The organism is Marinomonas pontica (assembly GCF_026191375.1).
Taxonomy (GTDB): domain Bacteria; phylum Pseudomonadota; class Gammaproteobacteria; order Pseudomonadales; family Marinomonadaceae; genus Marinomonas; species Marinomonas pontica.
On the sequence record NZ_JAODTL010000053.1, the window covers coordinates 26,473 to 48,343 of the forward strand.

Below are 21,871 nucleotides of genomic sequence, written 5' to 3' on the forward strand. Positions count from 1 at the left end.
CTCCTTTTTTATGGATGAATCAAAGATAACTAGATTAATCGTTTACGAATATTCACCACGACAATTTCAGCCAAGATAACGATGATGAAAATAGCCAATAGCGACATGGCAACACGATCCCACTGAAATAGATTCATTGAATCATCAAGTACCACACCGATGCCGCCAGCCCCCACCAAGCCTAATACAGCAGACTCTCGGACATTAATGTCCCAACGGAACAAGACGATACTGAAGAAAGCGGGTAGTACCTGAGGCCAATAGCCTTTCAGCAAAATAGACATCCAAGACGCGCCAGTGGCTTTTAGTGCTTCAATAGAACCCATATTCACTTCTTCAATCGCCTCGCCAAGTAGCTTGCCGACAAAGCCGATAGAGCGGAAGGCAATTGCTAAGACACCAGCGATCACGCCTGGGCCAAAAATGGAGACAAAAAGTAATGCCCAAACCAGTGAGTTTACCGAGCGAGAAGACACTAGGAAAAATCGAGATATCCAATGACACCAAACCGAATTAACAATATTGCTGGCATTCATTAACGCCAGCGGAATAGCAAAAATTAATGTGATAAGCGTACCTAATGTCGCGATATTTAGCGTTTCCACCATGGCGTCATGAACAGTATCTGGATAATACGCGAAATCAATCGGCCACATACGAGAGAACATGTCAGCCATTTGTTCTGGTGCATCCAGCAAGAATTCGGGGATGACTTCAACTGATTGAATAGACTGTACAAACGCTATAACAAGAACAAGATAAACAGCGTAACGAGACAGTTTTTGCTTTAGCGTAAAACGCTGCCAGTGATGATCTATTGTGTTCATAAAAATAGGCTCCTAGGTCAGACTAGCGAAAAATGCGTCGAACGATGTTAGAGAGAAACTCGCCAAACATAATTAGAGCAATAATGATGATGAGAATGGCCGCGACGAAATCGTAATCAAAGCGCTGGAACGCAGAGAATAGTGTGCCGCCTAAACCGCCTGCACCGACAATCCCTACCATGGTGGAATTACGCAAGTTGGAGTCAAGCTGATAGGTAGAGAAGCCGATAAAGCGAGAAAATACCTGAGGCATAACGGAAAATAAGATGATGCTGGTAAAACCAGCCCCTGTGGCACGGATCGCTTCCACTTGCTTAAGCGATATTTCTTCTATGGCTTCAGCAAAGAGTTTGGCGATAAAGCCAACCGATGCGACAACTAGAGTTAATATCCCCGCCAAAGCACCAAATCCGACACTCTTAACAAACAAGATCGCAATGATCACAGGGTGAAAGGTACGACAAAGTGCGATAAGCGTTCTCACTGGTGTACTGATCCAACTTGGCATCATGTTACGAGCAGCGAATAACCCTAGAAATAACGAAATGAAAATTCCGCAAATACTCGAAATAACCGCAATTTCAAGGCTTTCAATCAGTCCGCTCATTAGCAAAGACCAGCGACTAAAATTAGGTGGTACCATGCGACCTAGTAGGTTACTGGCATGGCCTAATCCATCATTAAAGCGCTCCCAACTTAAACCCATCGCATTAAAGGAGTAAACCACATAACAGATGACGAGCAGCCAAATAGCAGTAACAAACCAATTTTGCTTGAATGGATTTTCTCTGTTTTGCGAAGCATTTATACCAGCCATGATTCACCTCCATAAATTTGTTTTAGGTGTTCATCGGTAATGCCTTCAGGAGGGCCGTCATAAACAACAACACCATTGCTCATGCCAATCATACGTTTAGCAAAACGACTGGCCAGTTTTACGTCATGAATATTGACCAAGGCTGGAATGTTCTTTTCTGCGGAGAAGCGTTCAAGCAGCTCCATGATTTCCACCGCCGTTTTTGGGTCGAGAGAGGATGTTGGTTCGTCAGCCAATAGAATGCGAGGGTTTTGCATCACCGCTCTTGCGATGCCCACGCGCTGGCGTTGTCCCCCAGAAAGGCTATCGGCGCGTTTTTTTGCATGTTCGGTTAAGCCCACAGCGTCTAATAATTCAAATGCAGTATTAATGTCTGCTTGGCTGAACTTTCTGCGCCAAGCTTGCCATGCAGACATGTAACCTAGACGGCCTGTTAAGACGTTTTCAATAACGGTTAAGCGTTCAACAAGGTTGTATTCTTGGAACACCATACCCACTTGGCGGCGTAGCTTGCGCAGTTGAGCGCCTTTGGCTAAGCAAAGGTCAGCGTCATCAAATAAAATTTGCCCATCCGTAGGATCTATTAAACGGTTGATACAACGCAGTAATGTGCTTTTACCCGTTCCAGAAGGCCCTATGATGGCGATGATGCCTGGCTCAGTGATGTTAATGTCTATTCCCTTTAAAATGGGATTTCCTGCGGTGTATTCTTTTTTTAAGTTTCGAATTTCTAGAAAGTTTGAACGCTCAGCTGTGTTTTGAGTGACAGACATGATGATTTCCTACAGGCGAAGAGGTCCAACAACCTGATGGATCAGGCTGTTGGTCTTTTTAAAATACGTCTTTTTAAATGGATTAAACGATTAGGGATAGTCGATTATTGGCTTTTACTGGCGGCTTCTTTTTTACGTTTAGCGGCCGCCGCTTTTGCTGCATCGGCTTCCGCTAGTTGTTTAAGTCCAGCTTTGGTGTAAGCCGTACCGGATGAGTGAGCGATATCACGGATAACTTGCCAATCCTCTTTATAAGTTATTGGGAAGAAGCGATCAGCGCCGCCAAAGGTTTTTTGCATTTCCGCTGGGAAACGGAAGGTGAAAAAGGCTTTTTTGATTTTTTCAACCAGCTCTGGATTAAGGTCATATGCGTAACCAAAGGAGGAGGTTGGGAAGCGAGGGCTTGTGTAAATGATACGGAAATCCTCTTTGCTCACGCGTTTCGCGTCCACCATGCGCTTGAAAACATCTGAGGCAACAGGCGCGGCATCATAGTCACCAGATAAAACCCCCATGATCGATTGATCGTGCTTGCCTGAGTATTTCACTTCATAGTCTTTATCGGGCGTTAAACCCAATGCCGGGAAGATGGCGCGAGGCGCTAAGTTACCTGAGTTTGATGACGCAGATGTGTGAGCAACCACTTTGCCTTTTAAGTCAGCCATTTTGGTAATGCTGCTGTCTTTGCGAACAATGGTAATTAAGTTGTAGCCTTGAAACGATTCTTCTGTGCCTTTTACGGCAATTGGAACCAAGCCACCTAGGTTAACAGCGTAGCCTGTTGGGCCAGTAGAGAAGCCTGCAATGTGTAATCGACCAGAGCGCAATGCTTCGACTTCTGCGGCATTAGAGTGAACCGTGTAATACACTACTTTTTTGCCAGTCACTTCACTGAGGTACTTTTGGAAATCACTGAATGCGTCTTTATAAACCGCGGGATCTTCAACCGGTGTGTAGGTGAAAACTAGAGTACTTGGATCGCGCCATTGGCTTGAGTCTTTTGGTAGGTCGGCAACAAGGTCGTAGTTTTCGTCACAGAACTTATCGTCTAGAACGCCACGGTAGCTGCAATCTTCGGCTAGGGCAGAGCTGGCGCCTAATAGCAATGAACTAGAAAGCACTAAACCTGTTAATAATTTAATAGGCATTATTATTTTCCTCGAGATGTATTTTTTATTGTTATCACCGGTCGGGAGGTTCCGTTGTCGGAGATGAGTCAATCCCACACGGATGAAGGATTGACTGATGTAGAGCAAAGCCGATGCCAATACTAATAAGCCCTTAAAAAACAAATGGTTAGTTTCTTGTTTTTGAGGCTGTTCTATTTTTTGGGGCGCGTTAGTCTCATATGGAAATAGGAAATGGGTCATTCTTGTCCATCATCTTCGGATGTTTTAAATTGCTGTTTGTCTAATTGATGTTTTTTCATTTTTCGATACAAGGTCTTGCGTGACATATCCAGTAACTCGGCCGCTTCATTTAATAAGCCGTTGGTGGCTCTGAGCCCTTCTTCAATAATATGGCGTTCAAATTGATCCATACGTTCTTCATAACTTCCATTTATGTCATCGCTCCGTTTTATTGATGCGAGGGAGTTTTCGCTAATCCCAAGTACAAATCGATCAGCTGAATTTTTTAGCTCCCGAACATTGCCTGGCCATTGATGCTGGATTAAATGGTCCAGATACGAAGGCGTGATACTGGGCAATTCCCTAGAGAAATGTTCAGCGGCTTTTTGCGCGTAGTGGTGAAAAAGCGGCAAAATGTCTTCTGGTCTGTCTCGGAGTGGAGGAATGGTCAGGCTTGCAACATTGAGTCGATAAAACAGATCTTTGCGAAACTTTCCTTCGTCACCAAGTTGAGCAAGGTTGTCTTTGCTGGCTGCAATAACCGTGAGCTCAACGGGAATGGGTGTGGTACTTCCGACCCGTTCAATGGTGCGCTCTTGTAAAACGCGCAATAGTTTTATTTGTACTGGCAGCGGCATGGTTTCTATTTCATCCAAAAAAAGCGTACCACCATTAGCTGCTTCAATCTTACCAATATGGCGTTTGTTGGCGCCGGTAAAGGAGCCAGCTTCGTGACCAAATAGCTCACTTTCAATCAAGCTTTCACTGATGCCACCACAGTTAATCGCGATAAATCGGCCTTTATTACGCAGGCTGAATTGATGCAATGCTCTGGCAACCACGTCTTTACCGCAGCCTGTTTCGCCATAAATAATGGTGTCTATATTCGCTTGCGCGAGCGAGGATATATGTTGGCGAATGTTCTTGATGGCGGCTGACTCGCCAATAATAAAGGCTTCTAAGCCTGTTTGCTGAGCGAGGTTTTGCTTTAGCTTTCGGTTCTCTAAAACCAGTTGCCTTTTTTCAGCAGCGCGTTGCAGTTGGTTGATCAGCTGAGCTGGCTGCAAGGGTTTTTCAAGAAAGTCATAGGCGCCTTCTTTCATAGCTTCGATTGCCATAGGGATGTCTCCATGGCCGCTCATCAGTAAAACCGGTAACTCATTGTCTAGCTTTTGAAGGCGAGCGAGTAAATTCATGCCGTCCATCTTAGGCATTCTGACATCGCTGAGTACTACTGCTGCGCTGTTTCTATCAAGCAAAGCGATGGCTTTGTCTGCTCTGCTATGGCTTTCTACTTGAAAATCTTCCAGTTCTAGCATTTCTGTTAATGCTTCAATGATGGCTTGGTCGTCGTCGATAAGGATTATTTTTATTGTATTAAGCATTTATTTTTCTGCCTTTTTTAATTCTAAGGTAAAGCGGCTGCCTGCATCTGGTGTTGATGACACTCTAATTTGGCCGCCAAAATCTTGAACTATGTTGTAACTGATTGATAAGCCTAGACCGAGTCCTTGACCGACTTCTTTTTGGGTGAAAAACGGGTCGAAAATTTGTTCTAATTGGCTCTCATCAATACCAATTCCTGTGTCACTGACATCAATCATTATCTTGTTGTCTTGTTCATATACCTTAATGGAAAGCTGTTTTACTGGCGCACTGGATAATGCATCAACGGCATTGCTAATCAGGTTGACCATGACTTGTTCTAGGCGAATCGGTTCAGCGAGTACATAAAATGACGTTGAGCTTGCTTGATAATCCAGAGTGCAATGCTGGTCTATAATCTGGCTGGACATGAGTTCGATGGCATCTTGGAGTACGGTGTTTAGGCAAACTGGCGTCCGTTCTGTGCCGGCAACGCGAGCGAATGCTTTAAGGTGTTTGGTGATTCGGGTGATCTTCGTGAGTAACAGGCCGATTTTATCTAAGCTATTTTGGGCCTTGTCCATTTGACCTTTTTCCATATGCCGCCCTGCTGTGTGCAAATGACTGGCAATAGCGGTTAAGGGTTGGTTTATTTCATGAGTAATGCCCACACCAAGCTGCCCTAGCGCTGCGAGCTTTCCTGCTTGGACTAATTCGTTTTGCGTGGCTTTTAGTTGCGCTTCCGCGGCGACTCTTTCTTCTATTTCCGCGGCGAGGGCTTGATTGGTTTTTTCTACGGCTATCGCCGTTTGCTGGAAGTATTGTAAATCTCTGGCCATGCTAGAGACTTCGTCATGGCCAACAATGCGTATTTTTGTATCCAATTGAGAGCTAGCAATGGCGCGCATGTTTCTTTGCAATTCGATGATGCGTTGCAACACATTGCGACGTACATAAAACCAAGAAATAGCGCAGGCAACGCTTAGGCTTATAAGAGACAGCAATAGAATATTACGAATACTGCTGTTAATAGACTTTATAGCGCCTTCAAGCGAGCCGCGAATGCTGGTGTTGGTGTAATTGGTATATTGATTGATTTGCGCAGCTAATTGTTGAATATGTTGCTGGCTATTTTCTAAAAGAAAACTTTGTTGGTAGAGCAGGTCTAGCTCTTCGTTTTTGAGTTGGAATAATTCGCCTTGACGAGAACTCATGGTGAGTAAATTGAGTAATGATTGACGTAATGGCAGTGGCACCTGAGGCAACAAAGTAAGGTATTGGGCAATCTCTGAGCCTAATTTTTCAAGTCGCAAAAAGGTGTAATCCAATTCATTAAATGAGGCATCATTGCTGACTTTTTCTATTAAGCCTGAAAAATAATATAGCCGACTAATGACTTGTTCTAATTCTGCCGAGCGTTCCAATTGATCTATCTGAAAAATGAGATCCTGAAATAAAGGGAAAATTAGCAATGATTGTGTGGTCAGTTCACGTCTTATGGCTTCGCGGCGTTCAACGCTTTGATTTAGGAGCGTTAGGCTGTTTTGAATTTGCGTAATGAGCTCAAGAAAATATCGATTGTAGTCCGGCAGGTTCCGCATCAAAGAGTCCATCTCGCTGATGGCGGCGCTCAGTTCGTTCATGGTTTTTTCGCGCGAAATGGACGCGTCACTGGTAACTAACAGTGGTGCCGTAGCGACGATTTGTCGGCTTTTGTCGTTTAGTCTAGCCGCCGCATCCAAACCTGGAATGTCTTGGTATTTCAGTAGCAGAAGGCGGTCGCTAAGCTGTAGATAGGTGTTTGTCGCCAAACCACTTGCAACAATAGTGATAGAGGAGATCAACACAAAGGCTAAAAATAGCCTGCCGCCAATACCGATATTGCGAAGCCATAAAAGCGTGGGAATTGCCATTTATTCATACCTTATTATTTTTATAATTCAGAAACCTAATGAAAGATTGATGCCAACTTTAATGTCTTATGATCGCTAGGTTTTGGCTTATATTGAGGACAAAAATGTCCCATCACAAGCGATTAAAAATATATCTATTGTTAATCCGCATTGGGTAGAGCTGGCTCTGCTGGAGGGGAAATGTCTGAATCCGGATTAATTCTATAGGCATTGATTGTTTATAAGGCCGAGATCAGCGAAAATAGGCGGCATTGAAATCACGATTAACATAACAGGCATGTTCATAACGCCTGTGTACAACTTAAAAGAACTTTTAATGGCCGACCAGAATTTTCTAAACGAAGTAAACGATCGACGCACCTTCGCAATCATCTCCCACCCTGATGCCGGTAAAACCACCATCACAGAAAAACTTCTGTTGCTTGGGCAGTTAATTCAGACGGCAGGCTCTGTAAAAGGCAGAAAAGGCGATAAGCACGCTACTTCTGACTGGATGGCGATGGAGAAACAGCGCGGTATCTCGATTACTTCTTCTGTGATGCAGTTCCCGTATAAAGATCGCACTGTGAATTTGTTGGACACGCCTGGGCACGAAGACTTCTCTGAAGATACTTACCGAACCCTAACGGCAGTTGACTCGGTGTTAATGATCATTGATGGTGCGAAAGGTGTTGAGGATCGTACGATTAAGTTAATGGATGTGTGTCGTTTACGAGACACGCCTATTTTGACCTTCATAAACAAAATGGACCGCGACATCCGTGATCCGATTGAGCTGTTGGATGAAGTGGAAGAGGTGCTGAAAATTGCCGCCGCGCCGATCACATGGCCGATAGGGATGAGTGATTTCTTTAAAGGGGTATATAACCTTTATACCGATACTATTCATGTGTTTGTTCGCGGTCGTGGTCATACCTTGATGGACGATATTCGTATTGAAGGGTTAGAGTCTGATGAAGCGAAAGAGTTGCTTGGCGATGACTGGGAAGCGTATGTAGAAGAGATCGAACTTGTTCGTGGTGCGAGTCATGAGTTTGATCACGATGCGTATTTGGCGGGCGAATTAACGCCAGTGTTCTTTGGTACGGCATTGTCTAACTTTGGTGTTCGTGAAATGTTGGATGGCTTTGTTGAGTGGGCACCTGCGCCGATTGATCGTGAAACGAACAGCCGTAAAGTTGAAGCTTCTGAGGAAAAATTCTCTGGCTTTATTTTCAAAATCCAAGCCAATATGGATCCAAAGCATCGTGACCGTATTGCCTTTATGCGAGTCTGTTCGGGTACGTACAGTCGCGGCATGAAAATGCGTCATTGCCGAATTGGTAAAGACATTAAGGTAACCGACGCGGTTTCTTTCACCGCAGGTGATCGTGAAGGCGTTGAAGAGGCGTTTTCTGGCGATATTATTGGTTTGCATAACCATGGCACGATTCAGATAGGCGATACCTTTACAGAAGGCGAAGACTTGAAGTTTACTGGTATTCCTCACTTTGCTCCTGAGTTGTTTCGCCGTGTCCGTTTGAAAGATCCTATGAAAATGAAGGCGTTACAGAAAGGTCTTCAGCAGCTTTCTGAAGAAGGGTCGACGCAATTGTTTATGCCGCAACGTAATAATGAATTGATTGTGGGAGCGGTTGGTCAGTTGCAATATGAAGTGGTTGCTTACCGTTTGAAAGACGAATACAAAGTGGAATGTATTTATGAGCCTGTTAACGTGAATACCGCGCGATGGGTTGAGTGTGATGACGCTAAGAAATTTGAAGAGTTTAAAAATAAATGTCGTGACAATTTGGCCATTGATGGCGGTGGTCATTTAACCTACTTGGCGCCAACTCGAGTGAATTTAATGATGGCTGAAGAGAAATGGCCGCAGGTTCGCTTCCGCTCGACACGTGAACATTGATCAATACTTGACTAAATTAGTCGGATAAGCGGATAATTCAATTATCGAAATGGTTTTAGTAGTGGTATGAACATGGTTGAATCGATTGATCCTATTGAATTTACAGACGCCGCAGCGGCGAAGCTGCAATCGCTGATTGAAGAAGAAGAAAATGATCGACTCATGTTGCGTGTTTATGTGACGGGTGGCGGTTGTTCCGGCTTTCAGTATGGTTTTACCTTTGATGAAGAGCATCAGGAAGACGATACCGAAGTAAAGCGTAATGGAGTGACTTTGGTGGTTGATCCGTTAAGCTTTCAGTATCTAGTTGGCTCAGAAGTGGACTATAAAGAAAACCTAGAGGGTTCTCGCTTTGTCGTGCAAAACCCAAATGCTACGTCCACCTGTGGTTGTGGTGCGAGTTTTAGTATTTAAGTATCTTGTTAGTATCGGTATGTTTTCTAATGGCCCTTCTCGTTTTGGCGAGAGGGGCTTTTTTATTGCTCTGTGTTAGGCTTTTGTGTAGAGGTTAGAGGCTTGGCGCGCTCTTTCTTCAGCGCTGATGGCATTGCCTTCTTGTGCTTTGTAATGACCAACAAATAAAAGGCCAATGTGTTTGTCGCCCAATACAATAGGGTTTAGGGCGTTGTTTTTTGTGCGCCAAATTCTTAACCCACACAGTTGCGTAGGAATTGGGTTTTGCTCAATGAGTCGGCTTTGGTTGGCATGAGCATACAGTGCGGACAGTTGGTCTGCTTCGCCATCCTGATCGAGTAGAATATGGTGATGCTTTACTTGTTGGTCTAGGAACTCTGGAGGATAAGGGGTTCTTAACACAGTTAGGCTGTTTTCCTTTGGAAATGAGTGGAAAAAGTCCAATGTCTCTGGTGATCCGTTATGTGGCGACATAAGAAGTGTCATGTCGACAGGAATGCCATATGAAGGTTTTACTGGAATATGAAAAATCAATTGCTTTGCGGGCGGTCGCCGATGTATTTCAGGAGCAAGATAGCCTGCTGATTTTCTTCCATTTTCCGTATTTATAGGGGGAACTTGTAAAAAAAGTTTCCAGTTTTTTTGTCTAAGTCGAGTTCTTCTGGAGAGTGTAGATGGAGCTTGGTTTCAAAAATATAACTGAGAGCATGCTCAATAAGATTGGCAAAAACGCTTGTTGAAGCCGTAAGCGCATCTTTGGTTTGGCTTTCCAAATAGATTTCTTTTACTTGGTGTGCTGCTGAACTTAGGTCGACCGAGTCTTGGTTGCTGACAATAGGGCGATATTTAACCCGAGAAATGATTTTTTTCTCGTTTGGTTGGTTGTTGGCTCTGTTTAGCGCCTCTATAAATAGCATGTTACGACTCCTTGATTAGCTGTCAAAGATATCGGCCATTATTTTGAAGAGTTTAGAGATAGTCTGTTTTTTGTTCAAAAAAGACTATCTCATCGCGAGGTTTAGCGAAGAAGGTTCGAAAGTTTTGGGTTTGGCTCTAAGGCGGCGCGGTAAAAAAGCGCTACTTTGCCAATGGTTTGAACCGTTTCGCACTTCATGATTTTACTGATTTCTTCGATCAATGCGGTGCGAACTTCACGATCAGCAATGCTGATGCGGACTTTGATCAGTTCGTGATCTTCTAGTGCACGGTCTACTTCTGTTAATACGGTCTCAGTTAAACCGTTGCCCGCAATCATAACCACTGGATTTAGCGCGTGGCCGATTAGGCGATATTGCTTTTTTTGGGCGTTTGTAAGGCTCATAGTCAAATTTTCTCATATTAGTTGACCCTCTTTATTGGAGGCTTAAGAGGTTAAGCGATATTATAGCGGAATATTGACTGATTTAGGTATGATGAAAACGTGGCAAGATCAAAAAGTAGTAATAATTGGATGAAGGAACATTTTGACGATCCGTATGTCAAAAAATCCCAACAAGATGGTTATCGCTCTAGAGCAAGTTATAAGCTGATAGAGATAAACGATAAGGATAAATTGTTCCGGCCGGCAATGCGTGTTGTTGATCTTGGTGCGGCTCCTGGTGGTTGGTCGCAAGTGGCGGCAAAATTGGTAGGAGATCATGGCACGATTGTGGCTTCTGATATTTTAGAAATGGCCCCTTTGCCTGGTGTTCGTTTTGTTCAGGGGGATTTTACGGAGCAAGAAGTGTATGAGGCTATTTTGGCGGAAATTGGAGATGAGAAAGCAGATCTTGTAATTTCAGATATGGCCCCCAATATGAGTGGTAATAGTTCTTCTGATCAACCTCAAGCTATGTATCTTGTGGAGCTTGCGTTAGATATGGCGGCTCAAGTGCTGCGACCAGGAGGTAACTTTTTGGTGAAGGTGTTTCAGGGGGAAGGGTTTGAAGATTATCTGAAAACCATGCGGGCTCAGTTTGGGTCTGTTGTAACGCGTAAGCCAGATGCGTCGCGCGCAAGAAGTCGTGAAGTTTACTTATTAGGAAGACAATATAAGGGTTAATGGGATATGTTCTGGTATGATTGCCAGAGACATTTTAAATAACCGTTTAGAGGTGTGCTCTTGAACGATATGCTGAAAAATATACTGTTGTGGTTGGTGATAGCGGCTGTACTGCTGACTGTGTTTAATAATTTTAATACGACGTCTGACACAAATCGAATTTCTTATTCAGAGTTTGTGAAAGAGGTTCAGGAAGGTCGGATAGCCAAAGCAATTGTGGATGGTTATACCATCAGCGGAAGCCGGACCAGTGGTGATACGTTTGATACTGTGCGTCCAGCGGCAGCAGACCCTAAAATCATGGATGACCTGTTAAGTAATAACGTCATCGTTGAAGGTCGCATGCCTGAACAGCAGAGTATTTGGACTCAGTTGTTGGTAGCGAGTTTTCCTATTCTTCTTATTCTTGCCATTTTCATGTTTTTCATGCGCCAGATGCAAGGTGGTGGCGGTGGTAAGGGTGGCCCGATGTCTTTTGGTAAGTCCAAAGCTCGTCTGTTGCCTGAAGATCAGATTAAAACCACTTTTGCAGATGTGGCTGGTTGTGATGAGGCAAAAGAAGACACTGAAGAGTTGGTGGATTTTCTACGAGAGCCAAGTAAATTTCAGCGTTTAGGCGGTAAAATTCCTCGCGGTATTTTGATGTGCGGGCCTCCAGGTACAGGCAAAACACTATTGGCTAAAGCCATTGCTGGTGAGGCAAAAGTACCGTTCTTTACCATTTCAGGTTCAGACTTTGTTGAAATGTTTGTTGGTGTGGGGGCGTCGCGTGTTCGTGATATGTTCGAGCAAGCTAAAAAGCACGCACCATGCATTATCTTTATTGATGAAATTGACGCCGTAGGTCGTAATCGTGGTTCCGGTATGGGCGGCGGTAATGATGAGCGCGAGCAAACCTTGAACCAACTATTGGTAGAAATGGATGGTTTTGAGGGTAATGAAGGGATTATCGTAATTGCGGCAACAAACCGTCCAGATGTATTAGACCCTGCATTATTGCGTCCTGGTCGTTTCGATCGCCAAGTAACAGTGGGTTTGCCAGATATTCGTGGCCGTGAGCAGATTTTAAAAGTGCATTTGCGTAAAGTGCCTTGCGATGATGATGTTGAACCAAAAAACATTGCGCGTGGTACGCCAGGTTTTTCTGGTGCCGACTTAGCGAATCTAGTGAATGAGGCGGCGTTGTTTGCGGCTCGATCTAATCGTCGATTAGTGAACATGGAGCTGTTGGAGTTAGCGAAAGATAAAATCCTCATGGGCGCTGAGCGTAAAACCATGGTGATGAGCGATAAAGAAAAATTGAATACGGCATACCATGAAGCTGGCCACACAATCATTGGTTATTTGATGCCTGAACATGATCCTGTTTATAAGGTGTCTATTATTCCTCGTGGCCGTGCGCTTGGTGTGACAATGTATTTGCCGGAAGAGGATAAGTACAGCATCAGTAAACGCGGTCTTGAAAGCCAGGTTTGTAGCTTGTATGGCGGACGAATTGCAGAGGAAATGATTCACGGTTTCGATGGGGTTTCTACTGGCGCATCAAACGACATAGAGCGTGCCACAAGCATTGCTCGTAACATGGTCACTAAGTGGGGCTTGTCTGAAAAGCTAGGTCCATTCGCCTACGAAGAAGATGACAATAGTGGTGGTTACATTTCAGGGCCAACGGGTAGCAAGGCGAACTATTTCTCACCAGAGACGGGCAAAATTATCGATGCTGAAGTGCAAGATATTATTAGCCGCTGTTATGAGAAAGCGACAACCATCTTGGTTGATAACCGTTCAAAATTGGATGTAATGGCCGAAGCATTAATGCAGTATGAAACGATTGATGCTAAGCAAATTAAAGAAATTATGGATGGCAACAAGCCGTCAGCACCTGAAGGTTGGTCTGATCCCAGTGCAAAAGCGCAAAAAGCCGCTGATGCGACGGAAGTGGATGAGGTTGTTTCATCTGATGATGGCGTGAAAGCAGAAGATGCTGAAGTGTCCTCTGATCAAGCTTCGCCTAAATCAACGGGTGAGTGATTTCGAACGGTTAATTTTTGATATGGTTTTTTCATGTCGTTAATGTCTTTTGGGGATAAGTCGTTAGACTTATCCCTTCCTCATGTTATGGGGATATTAAATATTACCCCTGATTCTTTCTCGGATGGTGGCGCCTTTAATTCTTTTGATGCTGCTTTGCGTCAGACGCAAAGAATGATCGAAGAGGGGGCGAGTATCATCGACGTTGGCGGTGAGTCTACGCGCCCTGGTGCCGCCCCTGTTTCCACTCAGCAAGAATTGGATCGGGTGTTGCCAATTGTCGAATTAATTAAAAAGCAGTTTGATATCATTGTGTCGGTCGATACGAGTACGCCTGAAGTGATTCGGGGGGCGGCTGCGCTAGGCATGGGGTTGATTAATGATGTTCGCGCGCTTGAGCGTGATGGTGCGTTATTGGCTGCCGCTGAAACGAATCTTCCAGTGTGTTTGATGCACATGAAAGGAATGCCTCAAACGATGCAGGAGCAACCTGATTACGCGTCTGTAGTTGATGACGTTGCTGATTATTTGATATCGAGAGTGAGCGAATGTGAAGCGGCCGGAATTGATCGGGCTCGTGTGATTTTGGACCCTGGAATTGGGTTTGGTAAGACGTTGTCGCATAATTTGGCGTTGCTACGCCATACCGAACGGTTTAAAACGCTTGGTTTTGAGGTGCTTATTGGCCTATCTAGAAAAACCATGATTGGTGATGTGTTGGGGCGACCTGTTGAGGATCGTTTGTACGGCACAATGGGAGCGAATGCGTCAGCTTATTTAAAGGGTGCTCGAATATTCAGAGTTCATGATGTTAGGCCGCATGTAGACATGTTGGCGTTAATGTCTCGTATTGAGGGAGAAAGTTAATGCGTAAGTATTTTGGTACGGATGGTATTCGAGGTAAGGTAGGTACAACGCCAATTACGCCTGAATTTATGCTTAAGCTTGGTTGGGCGGCAGGTCAAGTTTTTAAAGAGCATGATAAGAAAATTTTAATTGGTAAAGATACTCGTATTTCGGGCTATATGTTTGAGTCTGCGCTCGAATCAGGCATCGTGGCGGCTGGTGCGGATGTTCGTCTTGTTGGTCCCATGCCAACGCCTGCTATTGCTTATTTGACGAGGACTTTTCGTGCCAGTGCTGGCATCGTGATTAGTGCATCTCATAACCCTTATACTGATAATGGGATTAAGTTTTTTTCGGCTGAAGGTGGAAAGATTTCAGACGAAATTGAGGAGCGCATTGAGTATTTCTTGGAACAGCCAATGGAAGTGGTTGAGTCCAGTATGATTGGGCGTGCGAAACGTATTGATGACGCCGCAGGACGATACATTGAATACTGTAAAGGGACTTTCCCAATTGGCCTGCAGCTGAGCGGCTTGAAGATCATTGTTGACTGCGCTGATGGGGCGACTTATCACGTTGCGCCTCGTGTGTTTTCTGAACTGGGTGCAGAAGTTATTTCTATCGGGATCAACCCTGATGGTCTTAATATTAATGAATTTAGTGGTGCGACTAAGCCTGAATTGTTGCGCAAGAATGTGTTGGCGGAGGAAGCTGATTTAGGTATTGCGCTCGATGGTGATGGCGATCGCCTAATTCTTGTTGATCGTCATGGAGTTGTGCGTGACGGCGATGATATTTTGTATATTATTGCTAATCATTTGATGCGCACTGGCCGTTTTAGTGGTGGTGTTGTCGGTACGCTCATGAGTAATTTTGGTCTTGAATTGGCGTTTTCTGAAACCGGTATTGGTTTTAGTCGGGCGGCTGTTGGGGATCGTTATGTCAATGAAAAGCTGATGCAGCATGGTTGGGTGTTAGGCGGTGAGCCTTCGGGTCATATTGTCTGTCGCTCTATTACCACCACTGGGGACGGTATTATTGCTGCGCTTCAGGTTCTTCGAGCAATGGTAGAAGAGGGTAAGACGCTCGACGAGCTTTTAGCAGGTTTGGTTAAATTTCCTCAGAAACTTAAAAATATTCGAGTGGCAAAGCGTTTTGTGCCGAATGAAGAGCCAGCTTTGCAAAAAGCCATAGCGGTTGCCAATGAGCGCCTAAATGGTTTAGGTCGTGTCTTATTAAGGGCGTCTGGTACTGAGCCTTTGATTAGGGTGATGGTCGAAGGGCGTGATGATAAAACTGTGGATGAGCTTGTTGAATATTTAGTGGAAGAAGTTAAAGCGGTTGTGGCGTCAAAGGTAGATGCTTAAAACGTCTTTAATGTGTTCCGAATAAAAATAAATGCTTGAAACCAAAGCGTCCATTCCATAGAATGGGCGCCTCGAATTTAGGGGTTAGGATATGATTCGTCAAAAAATCGTTGCTGGTAACTGGAAGATGAATGGCTCTAAAGAGTCTATTGTTTCACTGATTGGCGGCCTTTTGGAGATGGGTGGTTCTGATTCTGAAGTGGTTATAGCGCCTTCTTTTCCTTATTTGTCTCAAGTGTCTGAAATGATTTCAGACAGTGCTCTTGTCCTGGCGGCTCAAAATGTGAGTAACCATGAACAAGGGGCTTATACAGGTGAAGTGTCTGTTTCGATGTTGAATGACTTTGGGGTTAAGTATGTACTACTTGGTCACTCTGAACGACGTTCTTTGTATGGTGAAACGGACGAGCAAGTTGCCACAAAAGTTGAGGCGGTTTTAGATTTTGGATTGACTCCAATGTTGTGTATAGGTGAAACCCTAGAAGAGCGTGAGTCAAATAAAACGTTTGAGGTGTGTCAGCGTCAGCTTCAAGCGGTGATTGATTGTGTTGGTGTTGACTCCTTTGAACAGATGGTGATCGCTTACGAACCTGTTTGGGCGATAGGTACAGGTTTGTCAGCAAGTGCCGAGCAGGCACAAGACGTTCATCAATCAATTAGATCTTTTTTGTCAACGTTATCTGAGTCTGTTGCTAGAAAAGTGCAGATCTTATATGGCGGTAGTGTTAAAGCATCAACCAGCTCGGCTTTGTTTGAAATGCCTGATGTAGATGGTGCTCTTGTAGGTGGTGCATCTCTTGATGCTAAAGAATTTATAGCGATAGTAAAAACAGCAGGTTAATTGATGGAAGCACTTATTTTGGTTTTGCATGTACTGGCGGCAGTAGTGATTATTGCGTTAGTTTTGTTGCAGCAAGGTAAAGGTGCGGATGCAGGTGCCTCTTTTGGTGGTGGTGCGTCCCAAACTGTATTTGGTAGTCAAGGTGGCGGTAGTTTCTTCGGAAAAATGACGGCACTTTTTGCACTAATATTCTTTTTGACTAGTTTTGGTTTGGCTTTTTTTGCCAGCGAACAAGCGAAAAGTGTTTCAGGGGCTCTTGATTTTGTTCCTTCAGCGCCTCAAGTTGAAGAAACGGTAGCCTTGCCTGAATTGGGTGACAAAAAGAAAACAACGTCCGATCTTCCTGTAACAGAGTAAGGTTTTGCGTTAAAAGGCGTCTTGTGATGTCTGGTTAGAGTTTGCGGATGTGGCGGAATTGGTAGACGCGCCACCTTGAGGGGGTGGTGAGCTATGCTCGTGGGGGTTCGAGTCCCCCCATCCGCACCAATATTGAATTGATGTCATATTTTGTGTATGATGTGTTCATATTGATGCAGAGTGATCTGGTTTGCCTGAGAGGAGTAACGTTTTCTTAGGGTTTTCCTTTTTGGAGTTCGCAACAGTTCGCTCTTGGTGTTTTTGTCTGGATTGACAGCCTTCATTATGAAGGATGCTCTCTCAGCGTAAGCTGGTGTGAGTACTAAGAGCCCCTATATGGGGTTTTTTATTATCTGCACACTAGCGCTAAGTTTTAATAAAATGGGCCTTGAGCCCGTTTTTTGTTTCTGCGTTTTACAAAAAATTGGTTTTCGGAGAAAACGATTGTCAGCTAAATATACGATTTTAGAAGAACTTATTCGACCAGTCGTTGAAGGTTTAGGGTTTGAATTTTGGGGGATGGAGTATTTATCGCTTGGTAAAGATTCTGTGCTTCGTATTTATATAGAAACAGATGCTGAAAAAGGCATTGATGTTGAAGACTGTGCCCGAGTCAGTCGCCAAGTCAGCTCTATTTTGGATGTTGAAGATCCCATTACGGGCGAATACAACTTAGAGGTGTCTTCCCCAGGTTTAGATCGTCCTTTATTTGGTTTGGCTCAGTACCAAGCGTATATCGGATCTATTGTTTCTTTACGTCTACGTGTGCCTTTTGACGGGCGCCGCAAATTTAAAGGACAGCTAATGGGGATCGAAGGTGAAGACGTTGTCATTCGCGTTGATCAAGAAGAATACTTGTTGCCTATCGATTTGATTGATAAGGCAAATGTTGTTCCACAATTTTAAAATTAACCTTGAAGAGAGGCTAAAAGGATGAGCAAAGAAATTCTTTTGGTAGTAGAAGCCGTATCCAACGAGAAAGATGTTCCGAAACAAGTTATTTTCGAAGCTGTTGAGATTGCTTTAGCTAGTGCTGCCAAACGCCGTTTTGAAGAAGACGCATTGATTCGTGTCTCCATTGATCAGCGCACGGGTGATTATAAAACCTACCGTCAGTGGAACATTGTTGCTGATGAAGACTACTCAGCGCCAGCATCTGAATTAACAATAGACGATTCTGAAGAACAAAACCTAGGTGTGGGTATTGGTGAAGTATACGAAGAAGAAGTTGAGTCTGAGGCTTTTGGTCGTATTGCTGCGCAAACCGCAAAGCAAGTCATTGTTCAAAAAGTGCGTGAAGCTGAACGTGCTAAAATGGTGGCCTTGTACACAGAAAAAGTAGGCAAGCTGGTTCACGGTCAAGTGAAGAAAGTCACTCGTGATAGTTTGATTATTGATCTAGGTGAAAATGCAGAAGCGTCATTGCCAAAAGATCAATTGATCTCTCGTGAAAGCTTTAGAATGAACGATCGTATTCGTGCATTACTGCTTGAAATTCGAGATGACAGTCGCGGTGCACAACTGATTTTGTCACGTAATGATCCTGCTTTCATGATTGAACTGTTTCGTCTTGAAGTGCCTGAAATCTCTGAAGAAGTTATTGAGATTCGCGGCGCATCTCGTGATCCAGGCCTTCGTGCAAAAATCGCAGTAAAAACAAACGATCGTCGTATTGATCCTATCGGTGCGTGCGTTGGTATGCGCGGTGCGCGTGTCCAAGCTGTTTCAAATGAAATGAACGGCGAGCGAGTAGATATTGTGCTTTGGGATGATAATCCAGCCCAGTTGGTGATTAATGCTATGGCACCAGCAGAAGTGGATTCTATCGTTATTGATGAAGACGCCCATTCTATGGATGTTGCAGTGAAAAGTGACAACCTTGCGCAAGCGATTGGTCGTAACGGCCAGAATGTTCGTTTGGCATCCGCTTTAACTGGTTGGTCTTTGAATGTGATGACCAGCGAAGACGCAGAAGCGAAGCAACAAGAAGAATCACAAAAATTAATCGATATCTTTGTTTCAGGTTTGGATATTGATGACGATTTAGCGATTCAAATGGTTGATGAGGGATTCACTTCTTTAGAAGAAGTGGCGTATGTCCCAATGGAAGAAATGTTAGATATTGACGGATTTGATGAAGATTTGGTGAACGAATTACGTTCTCGAGCAAAAGAAGCTCTATTGAATCAAGCCCTTCAAGCTGAAGAGCAACTAGACGATGCTAAACCTGCTGCTGATTTGTTAGCAATGGATGGCATGGACAATCATTTGGCACTTGTTCTTGCCTCCATGGGTGTTATTACTATGGAAGATTTAGCAGAGCAATCCGTTGATGAATTGCTTGATGTTGAAGGTATGACAGAAGAGCGTGCGGCTAGCCTCATTTTGACGGCGCGTGCACCTTGGTTTGCTGAATCTGAATAAAATCTGAGTACATAAGGGGGAACTTAATGACAGTTCAAACCGTAAAGATACTATCCGAGCTGGTAAACACTCCAGTCGATAAGCTACTGGCTCAGATGAAAGATGCTGGTCTACCTCAAACAAGTGAAGGCCAAGAAGTCTCTGAAGTTGAAAAACAAACGTTGTTGAATCATTTAAAACGTCAGCACGGTGAAGAAAGCGATAGCAGTCAACGCATTACGTTACAGCGTAAAACGACAAGCACGTTGTCCCGTGGCGATGGTGGCAAAGCCGTTAACGTAGCCGTAAAGAAAAAGCGCACCTATGTTAAGCGTGATGATGCTGACGAAGAAGCTCAAAAGCAGGAAGAATTGTTAGCGAAGCGACTGGCCGAAGAGCAAGAGCGTTTAGCTGAAGAGAAAGCTCGCGTTGAAGCTGAGCGTAAGCTAGAAGAAGAGAAGGCGGCTAAAGCCAAAGCTGAAGCCGAAGAAAAAGCGCGTCAAGAAGCAGCGGTAAGTACTGTCGTAGCGGACGCTGGCGCGGTAAATGATACGGAGCACTATGTTTCCGATATAGGAGCGGCAGAACCCGTGGAATCACCGAAGCAGCCTAAAGCATCGAAAAAAACGTCTCAACCAGCGATGGACAGCAAAAAATCAACGGTTGCCCCTAAAGGCAAAAAGGGACCAGTTAGACACGACAACGACAAAGATAAACCGCGTGGTCGCGTTAATCCAGATAACAAGCGTACAACGCGAGTTAATGTGAATGACGAAGATGAGTTTACTCGTCGCGGCAAATTGGGTCGTAAAAATAAGAAGCCATCTAAACAAGAGCATGGTTTCCAAAAGCCTACGGCTAAAATGATTCACGAAGTGGCTTTGCCGGAAAGTATTACTGTTGCAGACCTTGCTGAGAAAATGGCAGTAAAAGGCGCTGAAGTGATCAAAGTTATGTTTAAAATGGGCGCAATGGCGACCATTAACCAAACCATTGACCGTGATACTGCGACACTTGTCGTTGAAGAAATGGGTCATACGGTTAAGTTTATCGACGAAAATGCTGTTGAAAACGACATGATCGAAGCTATCGATTACGAAGGTGAGGCGATCAAACGCGCACCTGTTGTGACGGTAATGGGGCACGTTGACCATGGTAAAACCTCTTTGCTTGATTACATTCGTACCACTCGCGTTGCTGCGGGCGAGTCCGGTGGCATCACTCAGCATATCGGCGCTTACCATGTTGAAACACCACATGGCATGGTCAGTTTCTTAGACACACCTGGACACGCCGCGTTTACTTCTATGCGTGCTCGTGGTGCGAAAGCAACGGACATCGTTATTCTTGTATGTGCTGCAGACGATGGTGTAATGCCGCAAACAATTGAAGCAATTCAGCATGCTCGTGCTGCTGCTGTTCCTATGGTTGTTGCCATTACTAAGATCGACAAAGAAGGCGCCGACCTTGATCGTGTGAAAAACGAATTGGTCGCGCAGGAAGTGGTACCAGAAGAGTGGGGCGGTGACGTTCAGTTCGTTGGTGTATCGGCTAAATCGGGTGAAGGTATTGAAGAGTTGTTAGAAGCGGTTCTTCTGCAATCTGAAGTACTTGAATTGACCGCTGTACCAAGTGCTCCGGCAAAAGGTGTGGTTGTTGAGGCTCGTCTTGATCGTGGACGTGGATCTGTTGCTACCTTGTTGGTTCAAAATGGTACGCTGAAAAAAGGCGATATCGTATTGGCTGGTTTGCAAATGGGTCGTGTACGAGCTCTGTTGGATGAAAATGGTGCTTCAATTGCTTCTGCTGGACCTTCTATTCCTGTTGAGATCCTTGGTCTTGATGGTACGCCAGAAGCGGGTGAAGAGTTCATCGTAGTGGCTGACGAGCGTAAAGCGCGTGAAGTGGCTAACTTCCGTCAAGGTAAATACCGTGAAGTACGTTTTGCTCGTCAACACTCCGCTAAATTGGAGAACTTGTTCTCTGAAATGGGCAAAGACGAAGTGCGCACACTAAACGTTGTTCTTAAAGCCGACGTACGTGGTTCTCTTGAAGCTTTGATCAAGTCATTGACTGATTTGAATACAGACGAAGTGAAAGTAAACGTAGTATCAAGCGGTGTTGGTGGTATCACAGAAACGGATGCGACGTTGGCATTGGCCTCTGATGCAGTTATCTTCGGCTTTAACGTGCGTGCAGATAACTCTGCTAAGCAATTTATTGAGCGAGAAAGCATTGATCTTCGCTACTACAGCGTTATCTACAACATCATTGATGACGTGAAATCTGCGTTGTCCGGTATGTTGTCACCAGATCTTCGTGAAGACATTAAAGGTACTGCAGAAGTACGTGACGTATTCCGTTCACCTAAATTTGGTTTGATTGCTGGCTGTATGGTTATTGAAGGCACGGTTTACCGTAGTAAGCAAATTCGTGTATTGCGCGATGATGTTGTTATTTACGAAGGTGAGCTTGAATCATTACGTCGTTTCAAAGACGCGGTAAATGAAGTAAGCCGTGGTATGGAATGTGGTATCGGTGTGAAGAATTACAACGATGTCAAAGTAGGCGATAAGATCGAAGTTTTTGAAACTGTCGAAGTAGCGCGTACGCTTTAATAGGGC

Annotated in this window: 20 protein-coding genes and 1 tRNA gene; 12 read left to right on the forward strand and 9 right to left on the reverse strand. The window is 44.4% G+C overall.

Translation table 11 applies throughout. The features are described from left to right. Positions 1 to 29: 29 nt before the first annotated feature. The 6 genes from phnE (N5P32_RS15140) to N5P32_RS15165 all read right to left on the reverse strand — a co-directional run bounded on the left by phnE (N5P32_RS15140) (position 30) and on the right by N5P32_RS15165 (position 7,044). The gene (gene phnE / locus N5P32_RS15140; RefSeq protein ID WP_265729862.1) at positions 30 to 827 is read right to left on the reverse strand and encodes a phosphonate ABC transporter, permease protein PhnE; all 798 of its coding nucleotides are present in this window, start codon (positions 825 to 827) and stop codon (positions 30 to 32) included. Positions 828 to 849: 22 nt separating this feature from the next. Beyond that, positions 850 to 1,644 carry a phosphonate ABC transporter, permease protein PhnE gene (gene phnE / locus N5P32_RS15145; RefSeq protein WP_265729863.1) on the reverse strand — a complete coding sequence of 265 codons (795 nt, stop codon included), beginning with the start codon at positions 1,642 to 1,644 and terminating at the stop codon, positions 850 to 852. Continuing rightward, complete coding sequence (gene phnC / locus N5P32_RS15150) at positions 1,632 to 2,417, reverse strand: phosphonate ABC transporter ATP-binding protein (RefSeq protein WP_265729864.1); 786 nt, start codon at positions 2,415 to 2,417, stop codon at positions 1,632 to 1,634. Before phnC ends, phnE (N5P32_RS15145) begins: the two co-directional genes overlap by 13 nt. Before the next feature lie 104 nt (positions 2,418 to 2,521). Continuing rightward, a complete protein-coding gene (gene phnD / locus N5P32_RS15155) occupies positions 2,522 to 3,565 on the reverse strand; it encodes a phosphate/phosphite/phosphonate ABC transporter substrate-binding protein (protein WP_265729865.1) in 1,044 nt (347 codons plus the stop codon). A 218-nt stretch (positions 3,566 to 3,783) separates the two neighbouring features. Further along, on the reverse strand, positions 3,784 to 5,151 hold the full coding sequence (locus tag N5P32_RS15160) for a sigma-54-dependent transcriptional regulator (protein WP_265729866.1): 1,368 nt from the start codon (positions 5,149 to 5,151) through the stop codon (positions 3,784 to 3,786). Beyond that, positions 5,152 to 7,044, reverse strand: coding sequence for an ATP-binding protein (locus N5P32_RS15165; protein ID WP_265729867.1), 1,893 nt, complete (start codon positions 7,042 to 7,044; stop codon positions 5,152 to 5,154). Positions 7,045 to 7,360: 316 nt separating this feature from the next. On the opposite strand from N5P32_RS15165, the gene N5P32_RS15170 reads away from it, so the two are divergent. Next, positions 7,361 to 8,947, forward strand: a complete 1,587-nt coding sequence (locus N5P32_RS15170) for a peptide chain release factor 3 (RefSeq protein ID WP_265729868.1) — start codon at positions 7,361 to 7,363, stop codon at positions 8,945 to 8,947. A 66-nt stretch (positions 8,948 to 9,013) separates the two neighbouring features. After that, positions 9,014 to 9,361, forward strand: a complete 348-nt coding sequence (gene erpA, locus N5P32_RS15175) for an iron-sulfur cluster insertion protein ErpA (protein ID WP_265729869.1) — start codon at positions 9,014 to 9,016, stop codon at positions 9,359 to 9,361. Positions 9,362 to 9,436: 75 nt separating this feature from the next. Here erpA and N5P32_RS15180 read toward each other — a convergent pair whose 3' ends face one another. The 3 genes from N5P32_RS15180 to N5P32_RS15190 all read right to left on the reverse strand — a co-directional run bounded on the left by N5P32_RS15180 (position 9,437) and on the right by N5P32_RS15190 (position 10,682). Beyond that, positions 9,437 to 9,835 (reverse strand): hypothetical protein, encoded by a 399-nt coding sequence (locus N5P32_RS15180; protein WP_265729870.1) that lies wholly within the window; start codon positions 9,833 to 9,835, stop codon positions 9,437 to 9,439. Between the two features lie 131 nt (positions 9,836 to 9,966). Further along, positions 9,967 to 10,278 (reverse strand): hypothetical protein, encoded by a 312-nt coding sequence (locus tag N5P32_RS15185; RefSeq protein ID WP_265729871.1) that lies wholly within the window; start codon positions 10,276 to 10,278, stop codon positions 9,967 to 9,969. Positions 10,279 to 10,379: 101 nt separating this feature from the next. Continuing rightward, complete coding sequence (locus tag N5P32_RS15190; RefSeq protein ID WP_265729872.1) at positions 10,380 to 10,682, reverse strand: YhbY family RNA-binding protein; 303 nt, start codon at positions 10,680 to 10,682, stop codon at positions 10,380 to 10,382. 99 nt (positions 10,683 to 10,781) lie between these two features. On the opposite strand from N5P32_RS15190, the gene rlmE reads away from it, so the two are divergent. The 10 genes from rlmE to infB all read left to right on the forward strand — a co-directional run bounded on the left by rlmE (position 10,782) and on the right by infB (position 21,865). Continuing rightward, on the forward strand, positions 10,782 to 11,402 hold the full coding sequence (gene rlmE, locus N5P32_RS15195) for a 23S rRNA (uridine(2552)-2'-O)-methyltransferase RlmE (protein ID WP_265729873.1): 621 nt from the start codon (positions 10,782 to 10,784) through the stop codon (positions 11,400 to 11,402). Positions 11,403 to 11,471: 69 nt separating this feature from the next. After that, positions 11,472 to 13,433, forward strand: a complete 1,962-nt coding sequence (gene ftsH, locus N5P32_RS15200) for an ATP-dependent zinc metalloprotease FtsH (RefSeq protein ID WP_265729977.1) — start codon at positions 11,472 to 11,474, stop codon at positions 13,431 to 13,433. Positions 13,434 to 13,466: 33 nt separating this feature from the next. Further along, positions 13,467 to 14,300 carry a dihydropteroate synthase gene (gene folP / locus N5P32_RS15205; protein ID WP_265729874.1) on the forward strand — a complete coding sequence of 278 codons (834 nt, stop codon included), beginning with the start codon at positions 13,467 to 13,469 and terminating at the stop codon, positions 14,298 to 14,300. Further along, positions 14,300 to 15,646, forward strand: a complete 1,347-nt coding sequence (gene glmM / locus N5P32_RS15210) for a phosphoglucosamine mutase (RefSeq protein ID WP_265729875.1) — start codon at positions 14,300 to 14,302, stop codon at positions 15,644 to 15,646. The genes folP and glmM overlap by 1 nt, the downstream gene beginning before the upstream one ends. A gap of 91 nt (positions 15,647 to 15,737) precedes the next feature. Continuing rightward, positions 15,738 to 16,487, forward strand: a complete 750-nt coding sequence (gene tpiA, locus N5P32_RS15215) for a triose-phosphate isomerase (protein WP_265729876.1) — start codon at positions 15,738 to 15,740, stop codon at positions 16,485 to 16,487. A gap of 3 nt (positions 16,488 to 16,490) precedes the next feature. Beyond that, positions 16,491 to 16,844 carry a preprotein translocase subunit SecG gene (gene secG / locus N5P32_RS15220; RefSeq protein WP_265729877.1) on the forward strand — a complete coding sequence of 118 codons (354 nt, stop codon included), beginning with the start codon at positions 16,491 to 16,493 and terminating at the stop codon, positions 16,842 to 16,844. Positions 16,845 to 16,887: 43 nt separating this feature from the next. Continuing rightward, a tRNA-Leu gene (locus N5P32_RS15225) sits at positions 16,888 to 16,973 on the forward strand. Positions 16,974 to 17,288: 315 nt separating this feature from the next. After that, the gene (rimP, locus tag N5P32_RS15230; RefSeq protein ID WP_265729878.1) at positions 17,289 to 17,750 is read left to right on the forward strand and encodes a ribosome maturation factor RimP; all 462 of its coding nucleotides are present in this window, start codon (positions 17,289 to 17,291) and stop codon (positions 17,748 to 17,750) included. A gap of 27 nt (positions 17,751 to 17,777) precedes the next feature. Next, positions 17,778 to 19,268 (forward strand): transcription termination factor NusA, encoded by a 1,491-nt coding sequence (nusA, locus tag N5P32_RS15235; protein WP_265729879.1) that lies wholly within the window; start codon positions 17,778 to 17,780, stop codon positions 19,266 to 19,268. Positions 19,269 to 19,294: 26 nt separating this feature from the next. Then, the gene (gene infB / locus N5P32_RS15240; protein ID WP_265729880.1) at positions 19,295 to 21,865 is read left to right on the forward strand and encodes a translation initiation factor IF-2; all 2,571 of its coding nucleotides are present in this window, start codon (positions 19,295 to 19,297) and stop codon (positions 21,863 to 21,865) included. Positions 21,866 to 21,871: the final 6 nt, after the last annotated feature.

Coding starts and splice junctions, on each gene's coding strand:
- N5P32_RS15170 (WP_265729868.1), top strand. CDS start 7,361: ATGGCCGACCAGAATTTTCTAAACGAAGTAAACGATCGACGCACCTTC.
- phnC (WP_265729864.1), bottom strand. CDS start 2,417: ATGTCTGTCACTCAAAACACAGCTGAGCGTTCAAACTTTCTAGAAATT.
- tpiA (WP_265729876.1), top strand. CDS start 15,738: ATGATTCGTCAAAAAATCGTTGCTGGTAACTGGAAGATGAATGGCTCT.
- N5P32_RS15190 (WP_265729872.1), bottom strand. CDS start 10,682: ATGAGCCTTACAAACGCCCAAAAAAAGCAATATCGCCTAATCGGCCAC.
- phnE (WP_265729862.1), bottom strand. CDS start 827: ATGAACACAATAGATCATCACTGGCAGCGTTTTACGCTAAAGCAAAAA.
- infB (WP_265729880.1), top strand. CDS start 19,295: ATGACAGTTCAAACCGTAAAGATACTATCCGAGCTGGTAAACACTCCA.
- phnE (WP_265729863.1), bottom strand. CDS start 1,644: ATGGCTGGTATAAATGCTTCGCAAAACAGAGAAAATCCATTCAAGCAA.
- ftsH (WP_265729977.1), top strand. CDS start 11,472: ATGCTGAAAAATATACTGTTGTGGTTGGTGATAGCGGCTGTACTGCTG.
- phnD (WP_265729865.1), bottom strand. CDS start 3,565: ATGCCTATTAAATTATTAACAGGTTTAGTGCTTTCTAGTTCATTGCTA.
- erpA (WP_265729869.1), top strand. CDS start 9,014: ATGAACATGGTTGAATCGATTGATCCTATTGAATTTACAGACGCCGCA.
- N5P32_RS15160 (WP_265729866.1), bottom strand. CDS start 5,151: ATGCTTAATACAATAAAAATAATCCTTATCGACGACGACCAAGCCATC.
- nusA (WP_265729879.1), top strand. CDS start 17,778: ATGAGCAAAGAAATTCTTTTGGTAGTAGAAGCCGTATCCAACGAGAAA.
- glmM (WP_265729875.1), top strand. CDS start 14,300: ATGCGTAAGTATTTTGGTACGGATGGTATTCGAGGTAAGGTAGGTACA.
- N5P32_RS15165 (WP_265729867.1), bottom strand. CDS start 7,044: ATGGCAATTCCCACGCTTTTATGGCTTCGCAATATCGGTATTGGCGGC.
- folP (WP_265729874.1), top strand. CDS start 13,467: ATGTCGTTAATGTCTTTTGGGGATAAGTCGTTAGACTTATCCCTTCCT.
- N5P32_RS15185 (WP_265729871.1), bottom strand. CDS start 10,278: ATGCTATTTATAGAGGCGCTAAACAGAGCCAACAACCAACCAAACGAG.
- N5P32_RS15180 (WP_265729870.1), bottom strand. CDS start 9,835: ATGTCGCCACATAACGGATCACCAGAGACATTGGACTTTTTCCACTCA.
- secG (WP_265729877.1), top strand. CDS start 16,491: ATGGAAGCACTTATTTTGGTTTTGCATGTACTGGCGGCAGTAGTGATT.